A 16,264-nucleotide genomic window follows, 5' to 3' on the forward strand; every position below is an offset into this window, starting at 1 on the left:
TCAATCACGCGCGAGCCAGCGACGCATCTGCGCGTAGGCCTCCGCGCTGCCCAGCAATTCCAGATGCCCCATGCCGAGCCCGATCCACTGCCGCTCCGGTGGAATTGCCAGGCAGCGCGCGGGATCGGCGTGGCGGCCGAGGGCGCTGTCGAGTGGCACGAGGCCGTCGCCCAGCACGCGCTCGCTGAATTCGCCGCCGTTCTTGCTGAGCATGACGGCCAGCGCATAACAATCCACTCCTTCCGGCAGCGGCACTGGTTGCGGCAAATCGTCGGTGCGTGCGAAGCGGTCGCGCCCTTTCCAGTCCTCATCAAGCAGGTTGCCATGGCGCAGATCGGTGATCCCGGCGCTGCGGATCTTGCCGAGGCGCGAAAAGGGTGCGGCATATCGCGTGGCTTCGAGCACGGTATGCACCCAGTTGCCGACGCGCTCCAGCGGTGCGCCGTGATGCGGCGTGCCGAGGAACACGAGCTTGCGCAGCATCGGCAGCCACGACAACTGCTCTTGCGCGGCATAGTGGCAGGCGCTGCGCGCCACCAGTCCGCCCAGGCTGTGACAAAGCAGGCTCACTTCCTCCAGCGGATACGGCCATTGCTGTACCAGGGTCTGCAATAGCGCGGCAAGTTCCCGGCCATTGGTCGAGATATGCATGCCGCTGTTGTAATGCAGATAGAGCGGCGTGTAGCCGAGATCGCGCGCCAGCGCCGCACCGTGCTCATGTCCCTGGCGCTGCCATTGCAAGTCATTCATGCAGAGTCCGTGAACAAGGATGAGCAACCTGCCACCGGCCTGCGGGAATGCGCCGCGCAAGTGCTCCCGCTCCAGCAACAGCGCATGTGACTCCTTGCGCAAGGCCATCCTGATCGCCAGCACATTGCCGCTATCCGCCATGTAATCCCCAAGCACACCGTTCAGCGCTGCGAGGACCGCTTCCCGCTCGGGTGACGAGCTGCGCTCTTCGAAGAATGGCACAAGCCGTGCCAGCACGGTGTCGATGCCATTGCCTGCGATGCGCGTGACGCCGCGCACCGCATCATAGATGAGGCCAGTGAGACCGCTCGTGCGTTCCCGCGGCTGCTTGCTAGTGCCGCGCAGGACCGAGCCATGCATCGCTTCCACCAGGTCGGTGATGCCGAGCGTGGCATCAGTGGCCAGGCTGGCAAGCGCGCGGAGGTCGGAGGGATGGATGTGGCGCTCTTTTTTCATGGCAAGTCTTTCTACTCCTGAATGATATCGACGGATCGGGCGTGTGCACCATAACAAATCGATCCCGATTGCGCCGGCCGCATTGCTGTCTTTGCAGCGCCAACCTGCACGCGAATCCGTCCGGCGCAGCTCTTCACGCATCATTGTGGAAAATCGTGGAACCGGCCCGCAACGTTCCTGTCAGAACGGCCTGTACGTCGGGCAAATTTGCATGGATGAAAAATTGGCTTGACGATTTTCCACGCATGACAGGAATCCATTAGTGAAGAAATCCCTCGCTGCTCTCGGCACCCTCGCCATCGCATTCACCGCCGCCAATTCCCATGCCAGAGACATCAGTGCGTCCGGCGACATCGGCACCACCGGCATCGGCTTTCACGCCACCATTCCAATCAAGCCCAATGTCAACGCCCGCGTCGGCCTCGGCTATCTTGGCTATTCCTATCATGGACGCACCAACGATATGGACTATGACCTGAGCCTGAAGGCCAAGACCTATGACGCCTTGCTCGATTGGTATCCGAATACGGGCAGCAGTTTCCGTCTCACCGCCGGCGTGGCCTACAACGGCAACCGCATCGACGCGCAGGCGCGGCCGAATTCCTCCGGCAGCTACAGCATTCAGGGTAACACCTATGACGCTGCGAGCTTCGGCAAGGTGACCGGCAATGTCAGCTTCAACAAGTTCGCACCCTATCTGGGCATCGGCTGGGGCCGGCCGAAGACGGAAAAGACAGGCTGGTCGTTCGCGACCGATGTCGGTGTGCTGCTGCAGGGATCGCCGAAAACAACGCTCACCAGCAGCGGATGCACCGCGCCGGCACCGATGTGCGCGCAATTCTCATCCGACGTGGCGAAGGAAAACGCCGCCCTGCACGACGAAGTGAGCAAGTTCAAGGTCTATCCGGTGCTGCGCATCGGCCTCAACTACAGGTTCTGATCGCCGCCTATTTCTCAAGCAGCGAACGCAGCATCCATGCGGTCTTCTCATGCACCTGCATGCGCTGCGTCAGCAGGTCGGCAGTCGGCTCGTCGCCGGCTCGGTCGACGGCCTTGAACATTGCGCGCGCCGTGCGCACAACGCTCTCCTGGTCCTGCATGAGCTGGCGGATCATTTCCTGCGCGTTCGGCACGCCGTCCGGCTCGTTGATCGTGCTCAGGCGGGAAAAGTCACCGTAAGTGCCCGGTGCGTAGCTACCCAGCGCGCGTATGCGCTCCGCAATCAGGTCCACCGCCTGCGCCAGCTCGGTGTACTGCGCTTCAAACATCAGGTGTAAGGTCTGGAACATCGGCCCGGTGACGTTCCAGTGGAAGTTATGCGTCTTCAGGTAGAGCGTATAGGTGTCGGCCAGCAAGCGCGACAAACCGTCGACGATGGCACGCCTGTCCTGTTCGGAAATTCCGATGTCAATTGCCATTGTGCGTTCCTCCCAAGCGGGTTGGTATATTGATACGACATGCAGGCGCTGCATGCGTTCATGACCGCGCTTGATGCAGATGAAGCGGATGGCGAATGTTTTTTTCCGCCCGGCATGCGTCGTGACTGCCAAGTGTCTGTTGATGGCCGCTACCAGTCTGCGTCTCACTTCCCCTTGCGCTTGCGTTCATGCTTGCGCCAGTACTGGAACTCCTCCTCGTGCACCTCGATGTCCAGGTCCATGATGCGCGCCTCCAGACGCTCCTGCACCTCGGCGACCGCCTTGTTGTAGACCAGCGGTCCGATCTCTTCCAGGAAGAACGACAGCAGCCCGCTGGCGGCGATGTTGCCGATGGGTTCTTCCATGTTTTCTTCGAAGTAGCGCTGGATGGAGGCGATCGCTTCCGCACGCGCCTCCTTGGATATTTCTATGGTCATCGTTCTTCCTCATTCCCGGTGCGGCACGGGGCACGCAAGTGAATGATGCCCAGCCCGAACTTGCGGGTGCCAAAGTCCATCCATCATTTGCCGACAGCCTGTCGGGGCCGGAAAAGTACTGCATCTCAATGCGGCAATAAACACGCAAAAAAACAGGCCCAAAACGCCAACCAGTTTATATCGGCGCTTATAACAAAAACAACGCCATCAACATCTCCTGTCCCGACGTGCACACGCTGCTCCATTGCAGTGCAAATTATCAATAACTAAGAAACAGTGCCATTCCAATCAGGCAGTTTATTCGCAATCCTTGCGGCAATAGAATGGCTTCGTCCTAACACGAACCGTCCCTGCCCGAAGCAATGCGCGACACCAGCAAAACCGTTTGCCCCTCACTGGCGAAGCATTCCGATACTGGATTGCGCATGCCGCCGGCGGCGCGCGAGCTGAGCCTGGCCTATCACGCCTTCGAGGGCTTCGCTTCGCGCCATCTGCGCACACTGGGGCTGACACCTGGGCAGTTCTCGGTGATGTCGGTCCTGATGCGCGCCCCGGGCATTTCCTGCAAGGCGCTCGGCCAGGAAGCGGGGATCACCAAGGGCACGCTGACGGGAATCGTGGACAGGCTGGAACAGAAAGGGCTGGCGCGACGCAGCACGTCGCCGCAGGATCGTCGCTCCAGCGTCGTGCATCTCACCGACGAAGGCCGGGTGACCTTTGAGCGGGCAGCCAATCACCATTTCGCCTATCTGCAGGCGGCGTTTGCCGGATTCGACAGCGAAGACCTCGCACGCTTCGAAACCAGTTTCCGCCGCTTCAGGGAATTCTTCAACCAAGCTTCGCAACACTAAAGGAATCAGAACCATGTCTCGCTTCGCTCTCCGCTCGCTGTCCTCCGTCATTGCCGCCGCCAGTTTGGCCCTGTCGGCATCCACCTTCGCCGCCACGCCGGCTCCGGCAGGCAACTACAAGATCGACCCGGTGCACTCGGTCGCGTACTTTGAAATCGGCCACCTCGGCGGCGTGAGCCGTTTCATGGGCCGCTTCAACGACATGTCGGGCGACCTGGTGGTCGATACGCCCGAGAAGAGCAAGATCAAGGTCGAGATCAAGACCGGCAGCATCGATACCAAGCATGAGCCGCTGGAAAAGCACCTGAAGAGCCCGGATTTCTTCAACGCAGTGCAATTCCCGGTCATGAGCTTCACCTCGACCGCAGTGAACCTGAACGCTGCGGGCGAAGGCACACTGGCCGGCAACCTGAACCTGCACGGCGTGAGCAAGCCGGTCACCCTGAAGCTCAAGCAGATCGGTTCGGGCAAGGGCATGAAGGGTGAGACGCGCGTCGGCTATGTCGCGACCGGCACCATCAAGCGCACCGACTTCGGCATGAACTACGGTGTGCCGGGCGCGGCCACCGACGAAGTGGACCTGCACATCAACATCGAAGCAGTGAAACAGTAATCGTTCGCGCGGATGGGCAGGCAATGCCCATCCCCACGCAATTTTCTCTGCTGTGATTCCAGGAGACCGGCGATGCCGAATCCCTCATTTTTCATTCCGCTGTTGCTGCAGAGCGCCGTCCTTCCCTTCGGTGTGGCGCTCGCGCTGCTGTTCACCTTGCGCAAGCACGCAGCGGCCTCAGTACTCGCACTGTGCGCGGGTTTCATCGCGGCTTATTTCGCGATCCTGCACGGGCAATGGTCCGCGCTACCGCAGCAGGCACTCGACTGGTTGCCGGCGATCGCGGTGCTCGGCACACTCGGTGCGATCACGATCGAACACAAGCAGAGCGCTGCGGTGCGCGTGATCGCGCGCTTCGTGCTGTCGCTGCTGGCGACGTCCGCCACCGCATGGTTCGGCCTGCAAGGGCTGGGCGCGCAGAAAGTAGCGCTGGCCGCCGGACTGACAGCCGCCGCAGTTTGCCTCATCTGGTCCTGGCTGGTGCGCGCCGCACAAAGCCGACCGACGCCGCCGCTGCTGATGATGGTCGTCGCCGGCGGCGCAGGCCTGGCACTGCTGCTCGATTCAAGCCAGGCCATCGGGCAGTTGTGTGGCGTACTGGCATCGGTTATCGTAGCCTGCCTCGCCTTCAACCTGACACACAGGCGCGCGATGTTCTCCGCAGCGGCCATCGGCATGGCAGTGCTGCTGCTCGGCGTGCTGCTGATGAACGCGTACCTGTATGCCGGGTTTTCGCTCGCGTATGTCGCGCTGCTCGTCGCAGGCTTGCTCGCGGATCCGCTGGTGCATGCAGTCAATCGCTGGCGCAGGCACTGCGGCGGCGCCGGCTCGTGGGCCACGGCCACCGCGCTCGCGGCCATTCCCGCGCTGTGCACGATCGGACTGGTGCTCCAGGCGGCGCAGGAGGCAGGCGGTTATTGAATCCGGAACGACAATTCCGAACGACACATGGACCGCGCGTCCATGCAGGCAAAGCAAACATCTTATCTATGAAAGGTTCCCATGAGTGACAAAGCCATCGTTGCAAGCAAGACGCCGTACGCAGTGGACGTGGAGGCAGGCAAGGACTACTACTGGTGCAGCTGTGGCCGCAGCAAGGCACAACCCTTCTGCGATGGAAGCCACAAAGGCACGAGTTTCACGCCGATGAAGCACACCGCCGTCGAAAGCAAGACGGTGTATTTCTGCGGCTGCAAGCAGAGTGCGAACTCGCCGCTGTGCGACGGCACGCACAAGCAGCTCTGATCACCACTCGCTCTTGAGCGCCAGCGCCGCAGCCACGAAGTCGACGAAGGTCCGCACCTTTGCCGACAAGTGCTTGCGGCTCGGGTACACCGCGTAGATACCGATCTCGTCAGAGCGGTATTCGGGCAGCACTTCCACCAGCCGCCCCGCGCGGATATCTTCCCCCACCAGGAACAGCGGTTGCCGGATCAGGCCGACGCCGCCGAGCGCCGCGAGCCGGATCATGTCGCCATTGGTCGCGCGCAGACTTCCCGCCACACGCACCGCATGCTCACCGTTCGGCCCGGTCATCTTCCAGTCGTCGCCAGCGGCCGCATAGCTGTAGGTCAGGCAGTTGTGCTGCGCCAGGTCGGCGGGCTGTTGCGGCACGCCGTGGCGCTTCAAGTATTCGGGCGCGGCGCAGATGATGATGCGATCGGAGGCCAGCCTTTTCGCGATCAATCCCGACTCCTGCAGCATGCCGATGCGCACCGCAAGATCCAGCCCTTCCTCGAGCAAGTCCACGCGGCGATCATTCAGCAGGAGGTCGACCTTCACATCCTGATACTGGCGCAGATAGTCCGACACGATCGGCCCCATGTGCAGGATGCCGAATGACACCGGCATGGTGAGGCGCAAGGTGCCGTGCGGCGCCTCGGTGTGGCTGACCGCGCCTTCCTCCGCCTCGCTGATGTCGGCCAGGATCTGCACGCAGCGGTCGTAATAGCTGGTGCCGGATTCGGTGAGCGTCAGCTTGCGCGTGGTGCGCTGAAGCAGGCGGGTGCCAAGATGTTCTTCGAGGTGCGCCACGTACTTCGATGCCATCGCACGCGAGATATCAAGGCGATCAGCCGCGGCCGCAAAGCTGCCGTTATCGACCACGGCGGCAAACACCTTCATGCTGGTGAGCGTATCCACATTCGACCTTGCAAGAGTAGAGAAGCGCAACGCCATCGTTGCAGTCCGGTATCTTGCCATGCTCGAAGGGGGGAGGGCAATGTTGAGGAAGAAGAGGCCGCGGAGGAGCACGAACAGTTTTTTTGTCCACGGAAAACACAGAAAACACGGAATTTTCCTTGAGATTTTTCCGTGTTTTCCGTGTTTTCCGTGGACAAAAAAACGCCTACCGCACCGGCCCCGGGAAGTCCATATCGCCGCCGGCGCTACCAGCGCTGTCGCCTGATGATCCACTGCTCCGCGTGCCCGTTGCCGGGTCGCGTTCCATCCCGTTCAGGAAGCGATCGAGCGCATCGTCGCTGCGGCCTCTTCCGCGGTCTACCGTCTGCACACCGTTCGGGCCGACCACGATCGTGGTTTCGCTGCCGTTACGCTGCACCACGCCGTAGCCGGGCGGGATCATGTCTTCCTGCTTGAGCTGGTCGATCCAGTCCTTGTCCGGCGACGTGGCCATCAAGGGCGGTGGCCGCTTCGGCTGCGGGAATTTTGCTTTCGCGTCGATCAGCTTTTCCTTGAAGGTGCCGCGGAAAAAATCGCCGACCAGCAGGATCGCGTTGTGGCCGCCCTGTCCCCAGTAATCGCTGCGCATGGTCACGCGCGGATCGTTGAAGCCGATCCATGCGCCGGCCACGAGGTCCGGATGCATCAGGATGAACCAGCCGTCGGTATTGTTCTGCGTGGTACCGGTCTTGCCGGCGATGTCGGCAACGAGGTTGAAGCGCTCGCGCACTGCGGTGCCGGTGCCTTGCCTGACCACGCCGCGCAGCATGTCGATCAGTTCGACGGCGGCATCTTCCGACATCGCGCGCCGTGCTTCGGAATGGAACTCGGCCAGCACCTTGCCGTCGCGGTCCGCGATTTTGCGGATCACGACCGGCTTGCGGTATTCGCCGACCTGCGCGATGGTGGCGTAGGTCGACACCATTTCGAGCAGCGTAACCGGGCTGGAGCCGAGCGAGAGCGAAGGCACAGGATCGAGCCGGCTCTGCGTCACGCCCATGGCGCGTGCCATGTCGATGACATGGTGCACGCCGACATCCTGCATCACTTGCGCAGTGATGGTGTTCTTCGAATACACCAGGCCCTCGCGCATCGTCATCATCCGCCCGGAGTATCCCGACATGTCGGTGGGGCGCCAGATACTGCCGTCATCCGCACGGATCTCGACCTGGCCGTCGGGGTAGATGCGATCGGGACGGAATCCCTGTTCCAGCGCTGCGCCATAGACGATGGGCTTGAACGTGGAGCCGGGCTGGCGCTCGGCCTGCGCGACGTGGTCGAACTGGTCGCGTTGGAAGTCGCGGCTGCCGACCCAGGCCTTGACCTCGCCGGTGTCGGGTTCGATGGCGACAAAGCCGGCTTCCAGCCGCGTCTTGCCCTCGCGCAGGCGCTCCATGAATTCGCTGTCCGTCTTCAATTGCGCCAGCGCCGCGCGATCGGACTTGCCTCGCGCAACGACCTTCTTGTACTCGGGGCTTTCGCGGATGAAGGCGTCGAGCAGTCCGGCACGCTCATCCCAGAAATACCGGAACGGCTCGACTTTCTTGCGCATGGCTTTGTAGGCCTTCGGGCCGTGCGAGATGACGCGCGCCGTACTGCGTCCCCATTCGACATCCGCGACCGCCTGCAACGCAGCGGATTGCCGCTCGACAGCATCGGTCGCGGCTTCCTGCAGCTTGTCGTCGATCGTGCTGGTGATCACGAGACCGTCGGTGTAAAGGTTGTAGTCGTTCTGCTCGGCCCATTCCAGCAGCTGCCGTCGCACGTACACCGCGAAATGCGGCGCGTCACCGAGCGGTTCGGGCTGCCGGTTGAGCCTGGCCTGCAAGGGCTCGGCGCGCAACGCATCCGCCTGCGCTGCGTCAAGCAAGCCATGCTTGACGAGCTGGCCGAGCACGACGTTGCGTCGCGTTCGCGCGCGATCCGGATTGCTGATCGGATTGTAGTAGCTCGTTCCCTTGAGCATGCCGACCAGCGTCGCGCTCTCCAGCACGCCGAGCGCGGACGCCGGCTTGTCGTAATAAGTGCGTGCGGCCATCTCAATGCCCACCACGTTGTAGAGGAAGGGCACGGTGTTGAGATAGGTTTCGAGGATCTGGTCCTTGGTGTACATCCGTTCGACCTTGATCGCGGTGATCATCTCGCGTAGCTTGCGGTCGACCGTGCGCGCGCGGCCTATCTCTTCCGGAAACATGTTGCGCACCAGTTGCTGCGTGATGGTCGAGCCGCCCTGCGCCTGGCCGAGCACGGTATGCACCACCGCCGACAGCGTGCGGCTGATATCGACGCCCTGGTGCGCGTAAAAGCGATGGTCTTCCGTGGCGATGAGTGCCCGGATCACCCAAGGCGACACGCGGTCCAGCGGCACCAGTTCCTGCTGCACGCGACCGAAGGTGGCGAGATGCGTGCCATTGGCCGACAGCAAGACACTGGGCTTGGCGCTCTGGATGTCGAACATGCCGTCGACATCCGGCGTATGCGGAACGAGCTTCGCGATGTAGGCGCCGGCCACGATGGCTGCGGCGGTCAGCAGGATGAGGAAAGCAGCCGTCAGTTTGAGCAGGTACCAGAAGAACGCGCGGCTGCGGGAATGTTTTCTGTCTCCGGAAAAATGTTGCGGGTCTTGCTTCTGCGGATTCTCGTTGTCCACCATCGATATCCTTCTTCTCGACCTTGAATTGAAAATTGGACAAGCGCCTCCCTGATTGGTTTTCCGATTTCTGGCGCGTCGGGACTTTGGCCCGCATCAGTGCGGCGCCGGCCGGTTCTGTTTAAATCAGCACAGAGGGTTTATCCTGCGGTATCAAAGTTGAAATTTTTCCCGGGAATATACGTTGATCCTGCCCTGCTTTTACCTGGATGAACCTCTCACAGAGAGTGAATTGCAGTTCGTTACCAACACGCTGGTCGGCCCTTGGGCGAAGTTCCGCACCAACGCAACCTCCGTCGAGCAGCGACGGGTGCCGGCCGTGCTGCCGGTGCCCGACCTCGATGGCATGTATGCGGCGGGGCGCGCGCAACGCGCGGAAGGCGTGCGCGCCAACCTGCGGCATGCCGGCATCCGCGCCTTCAACGGGCATCAAGTGGTGTGGGTGATGCCGCGCAATACCGATTGGGACGCGGTATTCCAGTACGCGATCCGCGAGGAAACGGGCTTCGGTCCGTTCGTCGCGCAGCGATGGTTTGTTGATAACGGCATTCAGGTGCGCGGCAGCGTGCGTGTGGTCAATACGGAGATGCTGTTGCGCGGTTTGTAGTATCCAACATGGAGACTGTGCAATGATTGCCAAGGTAAAACCGGTTCCTGACGGCTTTCATACCGTCACGCCTTATCTGACGATCAGGAACGCTGCGGCGGCGCTGGATTTCTATCAGAAAGCCTTCGGCGCCGACGTGGTGTTCCGTCTCAACGATCCGTCCGGCAAGAAGGTGGGTCACGCGGAAATCCGCCTCGGCGATTCCGCCATCATGCTGAGCGACGAATATCCCGAGATGGATGGCACGAGCCCGGAGACGCTGGGCGGCTCGCCGGTGCTCATCCATCTTTATGTGGAAAACGTGGATGCACTGGTGGAGCGTGCGGTGAAGGCGGGCGCGAAACTGGAGCGGCCGGTGGCCGACCAGTTCTACGGCGATCGGGGCGGCCTGGTGGTCGATCCCTTCGGCCACAAATGGTGGATCGCCACGCACATCGAAGACGTGCCGCCGGACGAAATGGAAAAGCGCGCGATGGAGATGTTCGGCGCGCGGCCTACCTGAGAACCTGTTCGAAACGAACAGGTTCAAAGTTCTACGAAGCGCTGCTGCCAGGCCTGCGCCACATCGAGCAGGCGGTTGGCGAATCCCCATTCGTTGTCGAACCATACCAGCAGGTTGGCGATGTGCGGACCGATGGTGCGCGTCTGGCTGCCGTCGACGATGGCTGAATGCGGATTGTGGTTGAAATCCACGGAGGCGTGCGGATCGTCGGAATAGGCGAACAGGCCGGCATATTCGGACGCCGCGCCGGAGAACAGCGCATTGATCTGCGCAATGCTGACCTCATGCCGGAAGCTCACGACCAAGTCGATCGCCGACACATTGATGACCGGCACGCGCATCGCCTTGGCCTGCACGCGTCCCGCGAGTTGCGGCATCAAGCGCTCGACGCCCCGCGCCAGTCCGGTGGACACCGGAATGATCGATTGCATGGCCGAGCGTGTGCGGCGCAAGTCGCTGTGATGGTAACTGTCGATCAGCGGCTGGTCGTTCATCACCGAATGCAACGTGGTCATCAGCGCATGCTCCACGCCGAAAGCGCGGTCGAGCCGATCGAGCACAGGCACGATTGCATTCGTGGTGCACGAGGCATTGGATACGATGCGCTCGTCGCCGACCAGTTCGCCGTGATTGATGCCGTACACGATGGTACGGTCCACGTCCTGCGCGCTATGCCCCGGGTGCGACAGCAGCAGGCGAGGGCAACCGGCATCGAGGAAGCGCTGCAGTTCATTGCGGTGCGCGTACTGGCCGGAGCATTCCACCAGCAGGTCCACGCCCAGCCCCGCCCAGTCCACCGCTTCCGGCGCCTTCGCGTGGCTGACGTGAATGGGCTGGCCGTCGATGATCAGCTGATGGTCGCCCGCCTCGACCTTGCCAGGAAAAACGCCGTGGGTCGAATCGAAACGTGACAGATAAGCGATGGTCGCCAGGTCGGCCGGCTCGTTGATCGCCACCACCTGGAACTGCTCCTTGAGCGGCGACTCGTACAGGGCGCGCAGGAAGCAGCGACCGATGCGGCCGTAGCCGTTGATGGCGAGCCTGACTGGTTGATCGGAAGGGTTTGAGCTGGCGCGGGAAGAGTGCATGAATGGCTGCGGAGATGTGGAAGTCGATCGATGCCCGGCCGCGCACCGGCATCCGTTCGGATCCACACAGACAAACCGGCAGCCGCGCCAGGGGCGTGGACAAGAAAGAATTATAAGGGACAAGCCGCAAGGTTTCCGGCACCTGCCGACAGCAGACTTGCCGCGCTCATGCTCCTTCGTTATGCCCGCCTGACCTAATGATGGAACACCGGTTCATTCATCTGCTCCACGCGCACCACGTCCGCGTCGCGACCGTCATACGGCCATTCCGGAAATGCGTCGAGCCGGCGCTTGGCTTCCTCGACCGGGATTTCATGGTAGCTGGACATCCACTCGCGGACATGCGGTTCGCGTACGCCGGTCAAGGGCACGAAGGAAATGACGACGGCCGGCGTCAGCGCACTCATGTACACGTGGATGGGGAATGCGCGCTTGCAGTTGCGCGCGCCGTGCTCGAAGTAGGCGATGTTACGCCGCGCCTTCCTGCCGTCGTAGCTGACCATCCAGGTGAAGGGGATGCGCGGCCGTTCCGGGGCGGGTGTCCGGGATGGATCTGCGGCATCGGTCCGGGGAGTGCCGGATGGGCCGCAGCCGTGCAGATCGAAGCTTGTATGCTCGTCCACTTTGGGCTCCTTATCATTGGCCGGGATGCTGGCCGGGGTGCTGGCCGGGTGTTGGCAGGTTTTCCGGGGTATCCGGGAACGCTCACCCGTGGCTGCCGTAGCAGCACAACAAGGCCAAATGACAGCCTACCACTGCCGCGCGCAAATTCAAGACCCGGCGCGCGCCCTGAAGCGGTCGTAGCGTTCCATGACCATTGGCACGTAGCGGATCGTTTCCTGGTACGGCGGCACGCGGCGCCCGTGGCGGATCACCGCGTTTTCCCCGGCGTTATAGGCGGCGACGGCGAGGCGTACGTTCCCGTCGAACATCGCGAGCAGGTCGCGCAGGTAGCGTGCGCCGACCTCGACGTTCTGCTCCGGTGAATACAGGTTGAATTGTCCGTAGCGCGCCGCAGTCGCCGGCATGACCTGCATCAGGCCGATGGCGCCCTTGGGCGAACGGGCGCCGGCATCAAAACCGGATTCGACCTCGATGATCGCCTTGAGGAGGGCGGCGTGAATGCCGTGCATGCCGGCGATGCGCTGCACGAGCGGCTCCAGCGCGTGGCGGCGGGCGGCCAGTTGGGGCAGGGATACCGGCCCTCCGCCGGAATGGGGCCACAGCTGCTTGCCGTCGAATACCGCGTAGATGCGCGAGCTGCGGTCGAGCGGACGGTCGGAAAAGGTCGGCACCTTGCCGGTCGCGTCGTACGACCGGTAGATCTTCATGTCTTCCGCGTGCGCGGCGCCCGCCACGCTTAGCGTGACGCCCAACGCAAATTGCCAAATCGGCACCAGCCCACTCCGTTGTCTGGAGTTCATTGCATCCTCCCTGCTGAGCCATACGATACGTCAGCGGCAACATTTCCTGCAAGCACTGGTTCTGCAGGTTTTGCGGCCTTGCGTTACCATCTGGCAATCATGGCGGCTGGCGAGCCGCGCCATCGTCCGATTCCGACCAGTGGAAAAATGACAGCGAAACGTTTTGCGCTTTTTCCCGACGAGCCCGAACAGCAGCTCAGGCTCCGCCGCTTCTTCCTCGCGGCGGCAACCTACGCGATGAACCTGGCGTTCGTCCTCGCGTGCTGGTGGATGGGCTATTTCACGACGCGGACCGTCGCCATCTATTCCGGCTTCGTGCTCGCCATCCACGTTGCCGTCTACGCGATCATCCGTTCCGGCCTGAACAAGCGCTTTGCCGATCCGAGCCTGACCAAGGCGCAGATGGCGGCGGCAACCTTGTCCGGCCTGTATCTGATGTACTACGCCGATGATTTCAGGGGAGCCTTCCTGTTGCTCGGCGTGGCGATGCTGGTGTTCGGCATGTTCCGCTTCAGGACGCGCGATTTCACGCGCTTCGGCGCGTTCATGCTGGCGGGCTACGGTGGCTTGATCATTTTGATGTACGTCTTCCGTCCGGACGAAGTCAAGGTCAAGGTCGAAGTGGTGCAGTTGCTTGCGGAGTTCGTGGCCGTGGTGGAGTTCAGCTTCCTCGCTGGGTACATCGGCAATCTGCGCCACAAGCTGCGCATCAACAATCACGAACTCGAACAGCGCAACGCTGCGCTCGAAGCGGCACTGCAGCAGATCAGCGAAATGGCAATCCGCGACGAACTGACGGGCGCTTATAACCGGCGCTACGTGATGGACCGGATCGTCGAGGAAACGCAGCGTTGCGCCCGCGGCGGGGCGGTGTTCTGCATAGGCATGATCGACATCGACTTCTTCAAGAAGATCAACGATATCTACGGACACATGGCGGGCGATATCGTGCTGCAGCGTGTGGCGGCAACGGCATCCGGCGCGCTGCGCACGACTGATATCTTCGCGCGCTTCGGCGGCGAGGAGTTCGTCATGGTGCTGAGCGACGCGGCTGCATGCGGGGCGATGATTTCCGCCGAGCGGGTGCGGCAGAAAATTGAACGGCTGAGCTTCCCGGAAATCGATCCGTCGCTGCGGGTGACGATCTCCATCGGGATTGCGGAGCATGAACGCGCGACGGATGCCGCGCTCACCTTCAGGAAGGCGGACGACGCCTTGTACCGCGCGAAGGAAAACGGCCGCAACCAGTGCGCGCTGGCACAAGCTGCGGCACCGGCGGAATCCTGATTCTTCAGCTGCCCCGGTCGCGCAGGTCCGCCACCGGCGACTGCCCGAAGCCATCGTCCAGCAGATAGTCGACGAGGCGCCTTGCGCACTCTCGCGGGTCGGCGAGGCTGCCGGTGCGCTTCAATGCTTCGAAGCGCTCACGCAACGGAAATTGTTCCAGCGCGGTCGCGCGGATTTCCGCCTGCATGTCGGTGTCGATCACGCCAGGCGCAAGGCTGCAGATGCGCAGATTTGGCGTCTGGTCGAGAACAACAACGCGTGCGTGGTGGTCCAGCGCCGCCTTGGTGGCGCAGTAAACGCTCCAGCCGGGATACACACTGCGTCCCGCGCCGCTGGAAATGTGCACGATGCGCCTGTCCGCGGCATCGGAACTGGCCTCGGTGAATGCACTGGCCAGCATCAGCGGTGCGGCGACATTCAGGCTGACGGCGTGGCCGATCGTGGCGATGTCCTGTGCCTGCATGGGCCCGACCGGTTGCACTATGCCAGCGTTATTGATGAGCAGGGAGGTCTTGCTGCCGGCAAGATAGCGCTTCAGCGTATCGCCAGCGAGCCAGCCTGCGACGGCGCCGGTATCCGAGAGGTCGAGCGTGATCTGTTCCAGCAGGGTGGGAAACCTGCTTGCGAGTGAAGTGTTGCCATGCCGCGCAATGCCGAGGACGCCGATGCCTCTTTCAAGAAGATCCTCGGCAATGGCAGCGCCCAGGCCGCGCGCATGTCCGGTAAGAATGGCTTTCATCGATGTCCTTTCGCTTTGCGCAAGACTGCATGATAAGTTGCATGGGAAAAGTCTGCAGGCTGCGCGTGCGGACGCGGGAAAACCGTATATCGTCTTTATCGCCTTTGCGGGCAAGCGCTAGAATGAACCCATGTGCGCCAACTACATCCCTTCCACGCGTGACCAGCTGCAACAGTTCTTCGGCGTTGCGGCGCCGGATTCCGGCTACCCGGAAGAAGCCTTCCCCGGATACATGGCGCCGATGATCCGCCTGCCGCACGCCGAGTCTGTCCCGGGCGACCGCGCCTGCGCACTGGGCATGTTCGGCATGGTGCCGGGATGGGCCGATCCGAAGCTGGCGCGGCAAACCTATAACGCCAGGACGGAGACCGTTGCGAGCAAGCCGAGTTATCGCCATGCGTATACGTCACGTCACTTCTGCGTGATTCCGCTGCATTCCTTTTTCGAGCCGAGCTATGAGTCGGGCAAGCCGGTGCGCTTCGAGATCGCCAATACCGACGGCTCTCCGCTCGGCGTGGCCGGCATCTGGGAATACAAGCGTGATGGCGGCAACGGACTGCCGCTCCTGTCCTTCTCCATGCTGACCATCAACGCCGATGGCCACCCCATGATGCAGCGTTTCCACAAGCCCGGCGACGAAAAGCGCATGATGGTCATCCTCGATCCGGACCAGTACGACGCATGGCTGCATTGCCCGGTTGACGACGCGCATCGCTTCTTCGTACGCTATCCCGCCGAGCGCCTGGTAGCCCGGGCCGCACCGCGTGCGGGGAAGAAGGCGGCGCAGGAAGGACTCCCGGGCCTCTGAGGCGTTCCGGTGCGCCGGCCTCGTTCGCCGACCGACATTCACCTGGCCTCTGTAAAAAGATGTAACGGCACGCCAACAAAATCGTGCAAGACGGCATCATTTGCTCATAAGAATGAGCATATGGTGAGACATGAAGATTACAGATGAAATGCTGACGGCAGCAGTGACAAAGGCCGTTGAGGCGGGGCTGCTGCCCCGCCGGTCCCTCAAGGACGATATCGCGGAAGCGCGCATGCTCATGCACGAGATCCTGAGCGCCGCGCTCGACAACCGGCTGCGCGGCAAATCCGGGGCGCAATCGATTTCCCAATGGGCGCCGAGTCCTTACCCTATGCACGATGGTGTCCTGGCCACCTTGCCGAGGCAAGCCCGCGCAGCAGGTTTGCCGGTAGAACCCTGACGTGAGTTCAGCCGGTCCGGCAGTTTGATGCCGTTTGCCTTACGTACATCTCG

19 protein-coding genes are annotated in these 16,264 nt (G+C 62.2%); 10 read left to right on the forward strand and 9 right to left on the reverse strand.

What is annotated here, in order from left to right; translation table 11 throughout:
- Complete coding sequence (locus tag VJ698_RS19585) at window positions 1-1,206, reverse strand: esterase/lipase family protein (protein ID WP_324104485.1); 1,206 nt, start codon at window positions 1,204-1,206, stop codon at window positions 1-3.
- 262 nt (window positions 1,207-1,468) lie between these two features.
- Here VJ698_RS19585 and VJ698_RS19590 point away from each other — a divergent pair, with 262 nt between their 5' ends.
- The gene (locus tag VJ698_RS19590) at window positions 1,469-2,146 is read left to right on the forward strand and encodes a hypothetical protein (RefSeq protein WP_324104486.1); all 678 of its coding nucleotides are present in this window, start codon (window positions 1,469-1,471) and stop codon (window positions 2,144-2,146) included.
- A 7-nt stretch (window positions 2,147-2,153) separates the two neighbouring features.
- On the opposite strand, the gene VJ698_RS19595 is transcribed toward VJ698_RS19590, so the two are convergent.
- The gene (locus VJ698_RS19595; RefSeq protein WP_324104487.1) at window positions 2,154-2,624 is read right to left on the reverse strand and encodes a Dps family protein; all 471 of its coding nucleotides are present in this window, start codon (window positions 2,622-2,624) and stop codon (window positions 2,154-2,156) included.
- Window positions 2,625-2,788: 164 nt separating this feature from the next.
- Window positions 2,789-3,061, reverse strand: a complete 273-nt coding sequence (locus VJ698_RS19600) for a DUF2164 domain-containing protein (protein WP_324104488.1) — start codon at window positions 3,059-3,061, stop codon at window positions 2,789-2,791.
- 362 nt (window positions 3,062-3,423) lie between these two features.
- On the opposite strand from VJ698_RS19600, the gene VJ698_RS19605 reads away from it, so the two are divergent.
- From VJ698_RS19605 to VJ698_RS19620, 4 genes are all read left to right on the forward strand, one after another.
- A complete protein-coding gene (locus VJ698_RS19605) occupies window positions 3,424-3,912 on the forward strand; it encodes a MarR family transcriptional regulator (protein ID WP_324104489.1) in 489 nt (162 codons plus the stop codon).
- A gap of 13 nt (window positions 3,913-3,925) precedes the next feature.
- Window positions 3,926-4,525 carry a YceI family protein gene (locus VJ698_RS19610; protein ID WP_324104490.1) on the forward strand — a complete coding sequence of 200 codons (600 nt, stop codon included), beginning with the start codon at window positions 3,926-3,928 and terminating at the stop codon, window positions 4,523-4,525.
- 72 nt (window positions 4,526-4,597) lie between these two features.
- A complete protein-coding gene (locus VJ698_RS19615) occupies window positions 4,598-5,446 on the forward strand; it encodes a hypothetical protein (RefSeq protein ID WP_324104491.1) in 849 nt (282 codons plus the stop codon).
- Between the two features lie 81 nt (window positions 5,447-5,527).
- Window positions 5,528-5,770: a CDGSH iron-sulfur domain-containing protein gene (locus VJ698_RS19620; protein WP_324104492.1), complete on the forward strand. Its 243-nt coding sequence runs from the start codon at window positions 5,528-5,530 to the stop codon at window positions 5,768-5,770.
- Here VJ698_RS19620 and VJ698_RS19625 read toward each other — a convergent pair whose 3' ends face one another.
- Window positions 5,771-6,667, reverse strand: a complete 897-nt coding sequence (locus tag VJ698_RS19625) for a LysR family transcriptional regulator (protein WP_324104493.1) — start codon at window positions 6,665-6,667, stop codon at window positions 5,771-5,773.
- A gap of 205 nt (window positions 6,668-6,872) precedes the next feature.
- A complete protein-coding gene (locus VJ698_RS19630; RefSeq protein WP_324104494.1) occupies window positions 6,873-9,359 on the reverse strand; it encodes a penicillin-binding protein 1A in 2,487 nt (828 codons plus the stop codon).
- A 229-nt stretch (window positions 9,360-9,588) separates the two neighbouring features.
- On the opposite strand from VJ698_RS19630, the gene VJ698_RS19635 reads away from it, so the two are divergent.
- The gene (locus VJ698_RS19635; RefSeq protein WP_324104495.1) at window positions 9,589-9,963 is read left to right on the forward strand and encodes a hypothetical protein; all 375 of its coding nucleotides are present in this window, start codon (window positions 9,589-9,591) and stop codon (window positions 9,961-9,963) included.
- 22 nt (window positions 9,964-9,985) lie between these two features.
- A complete protein-coding gene (locus VJ698_RS19640; RefSeq protein WP_324104496.1) occupies window positions 9,986-10,465 on the forward strand; it encodes a VOC family protein in 480 nt (159 codons plus the stop codon).
- Between the two features lie 23 nt (window positions 10,466-10,488).
- On the opposite strand, the gene VJ698_RS19645 is transcribed toward VJ698_RS19640, so the two are convergent.
- From VJ698_RS19645 to VJ698_RS19655, 3 genes are all read right to left on the reverse strand, one after another.
- A complete protein-coding gene (locus VJ698_RS19645; RefSeq protein ID WP_324104497.1) occupies window positions 10,489-11,553 on the reverse strand; it encodes a type I glyceraldehyde-3-phosphate dehydrogenase in 1,065 nt (354 codons plus the stop codon).
- Between the two features lie 194 nt (window positions 11,554-11,747).
- Window positions 11,748-12,176 carry a hypothetical protein gene (locus VJ698_RS19650; RefSeq protein WP_324104498.1) on the reverse strand — a complete coding sequence of 143 codons (429 nt, stop codon included), beginning with the start codon at window positions 12,174-12,176 and terminating at the stop codon, window positions 11,748-11,750.
- 147 nt (window positions 12,177-12,323) lie between these two features.
- Entirely contained in the window at window positions 12,324-12,977 is a 654-nt protein-coding gene (locus VJ698_RS19655) for a lytic transglycosylase domain-containing protein (protein WP_324104499.1), read from the reverse strand.
- A 147-nt stretch (window positions 12,978-13,124) separates the two neighbouring features.
- Between VJ698_RS19655 and VJ698_RS19660 the strand changes: the two genes are divergently transcribed.
- Window positions 13,125-14,264 (forward strand): diguanylate cyclase, encoded by a 1,140-nt coding sequence (locus tag VJ698_RS19660; RefSeq protein WP_324104500.1) that lies wholly within the window; start codon window positions 13,125-13,127, stop codon window positions 14,262-14,264.
- A 4-nt stretch (window positions 14,265-14,268) separates the two neighbouring features.
- Here the strand turns inward: VJ698_RS19660 and VJ698_RS19665 are convergent, their stop codons facing one another.
- On the reverse strand, window positions 14,269-15,003 hold the full coding sequence (locus VJ698_RS19665; protein WP_324104501.1) for an SDR family oxidoreductase: 735 nt from the start codon (window positions 15,001-15,003) through the stop codon (window positions 14,269-14,271).
- Window positions 15,004-15,133: 130 nt separating this feature from the next.
- Here VJ698_RS19665 and VJ698_RS19670 point away from each other — a divergent pair, with 130 nt between their 5' ends.
- The gene (locus VJ698_RS19670) at window positions 15,134-15,811 is read left to right on the forward strand and encodes an SOS response-associated peptidase (RefSeq protein ID WP_324104502.1); all 678 of its coding nucleotides are present in this window, start codon (window positions 15,134-15,136) and stop codon (window positions 15,809-15,811) included.
- A gap of 130 nt (window positions 15,812-15,941) precedes the next feature.
- Complete coding sequence (locus VJ698_RS19675; RefSeq protein ID WP_324104503.1) at window positions 15,942-16,211, forward strand: hypothetical protein; 270 nt, start codon at window positions 15,942-15,944, stop codon at window positions 16,209-16,211.
- The last annotated feature ends 53 nt before the right edge of the window (window positions 16,212-16,264 follow it).

It is taken from the genome of Noviherbaspirillum sp., from assembly GCF_035254685.1.
In the GTDB taxonomy this organism is placed as follows: Bacteria; Pseudomonadota; Gammaproteobacteria; order Burkholderiales; family Burkholderiaceae_D; genus Noviherbaspirillum.

What these genes read in the sequence shown, in the direction of transcription:
- VJ698_RS19585 (WP_324104485.1), bottom strand. Translation starts at nt 1,206, where the DNA reads ATGAAAAAAGAGCGCCACATCCATCCCTCCGACCTCCGCGCGCTTGCC.
- VJ698_RS19595 (WP_324104487.1), bottom strand. Translation starts at nt 2,624, where the DNA reads ATGGCAATTGACATCGGAATTTCCGAACAGGACAGGCGTGCCATCGTC.
- VJ698_RS19600 (WP_324104488.1), bottom strand. Translation starts at nt 3,061, where the DNA reads ATGACCATAGAAATATCCAAGGAGGCGCGTGCGGAAGCGATCGCCTCC.
- VJ698_RS19605 (WP_324104489.1), top strand. Translation starts at nt 3,424, where the DNA reads ATGCGCGACACCAGCAAAACCGTTTGCCCCTCACTGGCGAAGCATTCC.
- VJ698_RS19610 (WP_324104490.1), top strand. Translation starts at nt 3,926, where the DNA reads ATGTCTCGCTTCGCTCTCCGCTCGCTGTCCTCCGTCATTGCCGCCGCC.
- VJ698_RS19615 (WP_324104491.1), top strand. Translation starts at nt 4,598, where the DNA reads ATGCCGAATCCCTCATTTTTCATTCCGCTGTTGCTGCAGAGCGCCGTC.
- VJ698_RS19620 (WP_324104492.1), top strand. Translation starts at nt 5,528, where the DNA reads ATGAGTGACAAAGCCATCGTTGCAAGCAAGACGCCGTACGCAGTGGAC.
- VJ698_RS19630 (WP_324104494.1), bottom strand. Translation starts at nt 9,359, where the DNA reads ATGGTGGACAACGAGAATCCGCAGAAGCAAGACCCGCAACATTTTTCC.
- VJ698_RS19640 (WP_324104496.1), top strand. Translation starts at nt 9,986, where the DNA reads ATGATTGCCAAGGTAAAACCGGTTCCTGACGGCTTTCATACCGTCACG.
- VJ698_RS19645 (WP_324104497.1), bottom strand. Translation starts at nt 11,553, where the DNA reads ATGCACTCTTCCCGCGCCAGCTCAAACCCTTCCGATCAACCAGTCAGG.
- VJ698_RS19655 (WP_324104499.1), bottom strand. Translation starts at nt 12,977, where the DNA reads ATGAACTCCAGACAACGGAGTGGGCTGGTGCCGATTTGGCAATTTGCG.
- VJ698_RS19660 (WP_324104500.1), top strand. Translation starts at nt 13,125, where the DNA reads ATGACAGCGAAACGTTTTGCGCTTTTTCCCGACGAGCCCGAACAGCAG.
- VJ698_RS19665 (WP_324104501.1), bottom strand. Translation starts at nt 15,003, where the DNA reads ATGAAAGCCATTCTTACCGGACATGCGCGCGGCCTGGGCGCTGCCATT.
- VJ698_RS19670 (WP_324104502.1), top strand. Translation starts at nt 15,134, where the DNA reads ATGTGCGCCAACTACATCCCTTCCACGCGTGACCAGCTGCAACAGTTC.
- VJ698_RS19675 (WP_324104503.1), top strand. Translation starts at nt 15,942, where the DNA reads ATGAAGATTACAGATGAAATGCTGACGGCAGCAGTGACAAAGGCCGTT.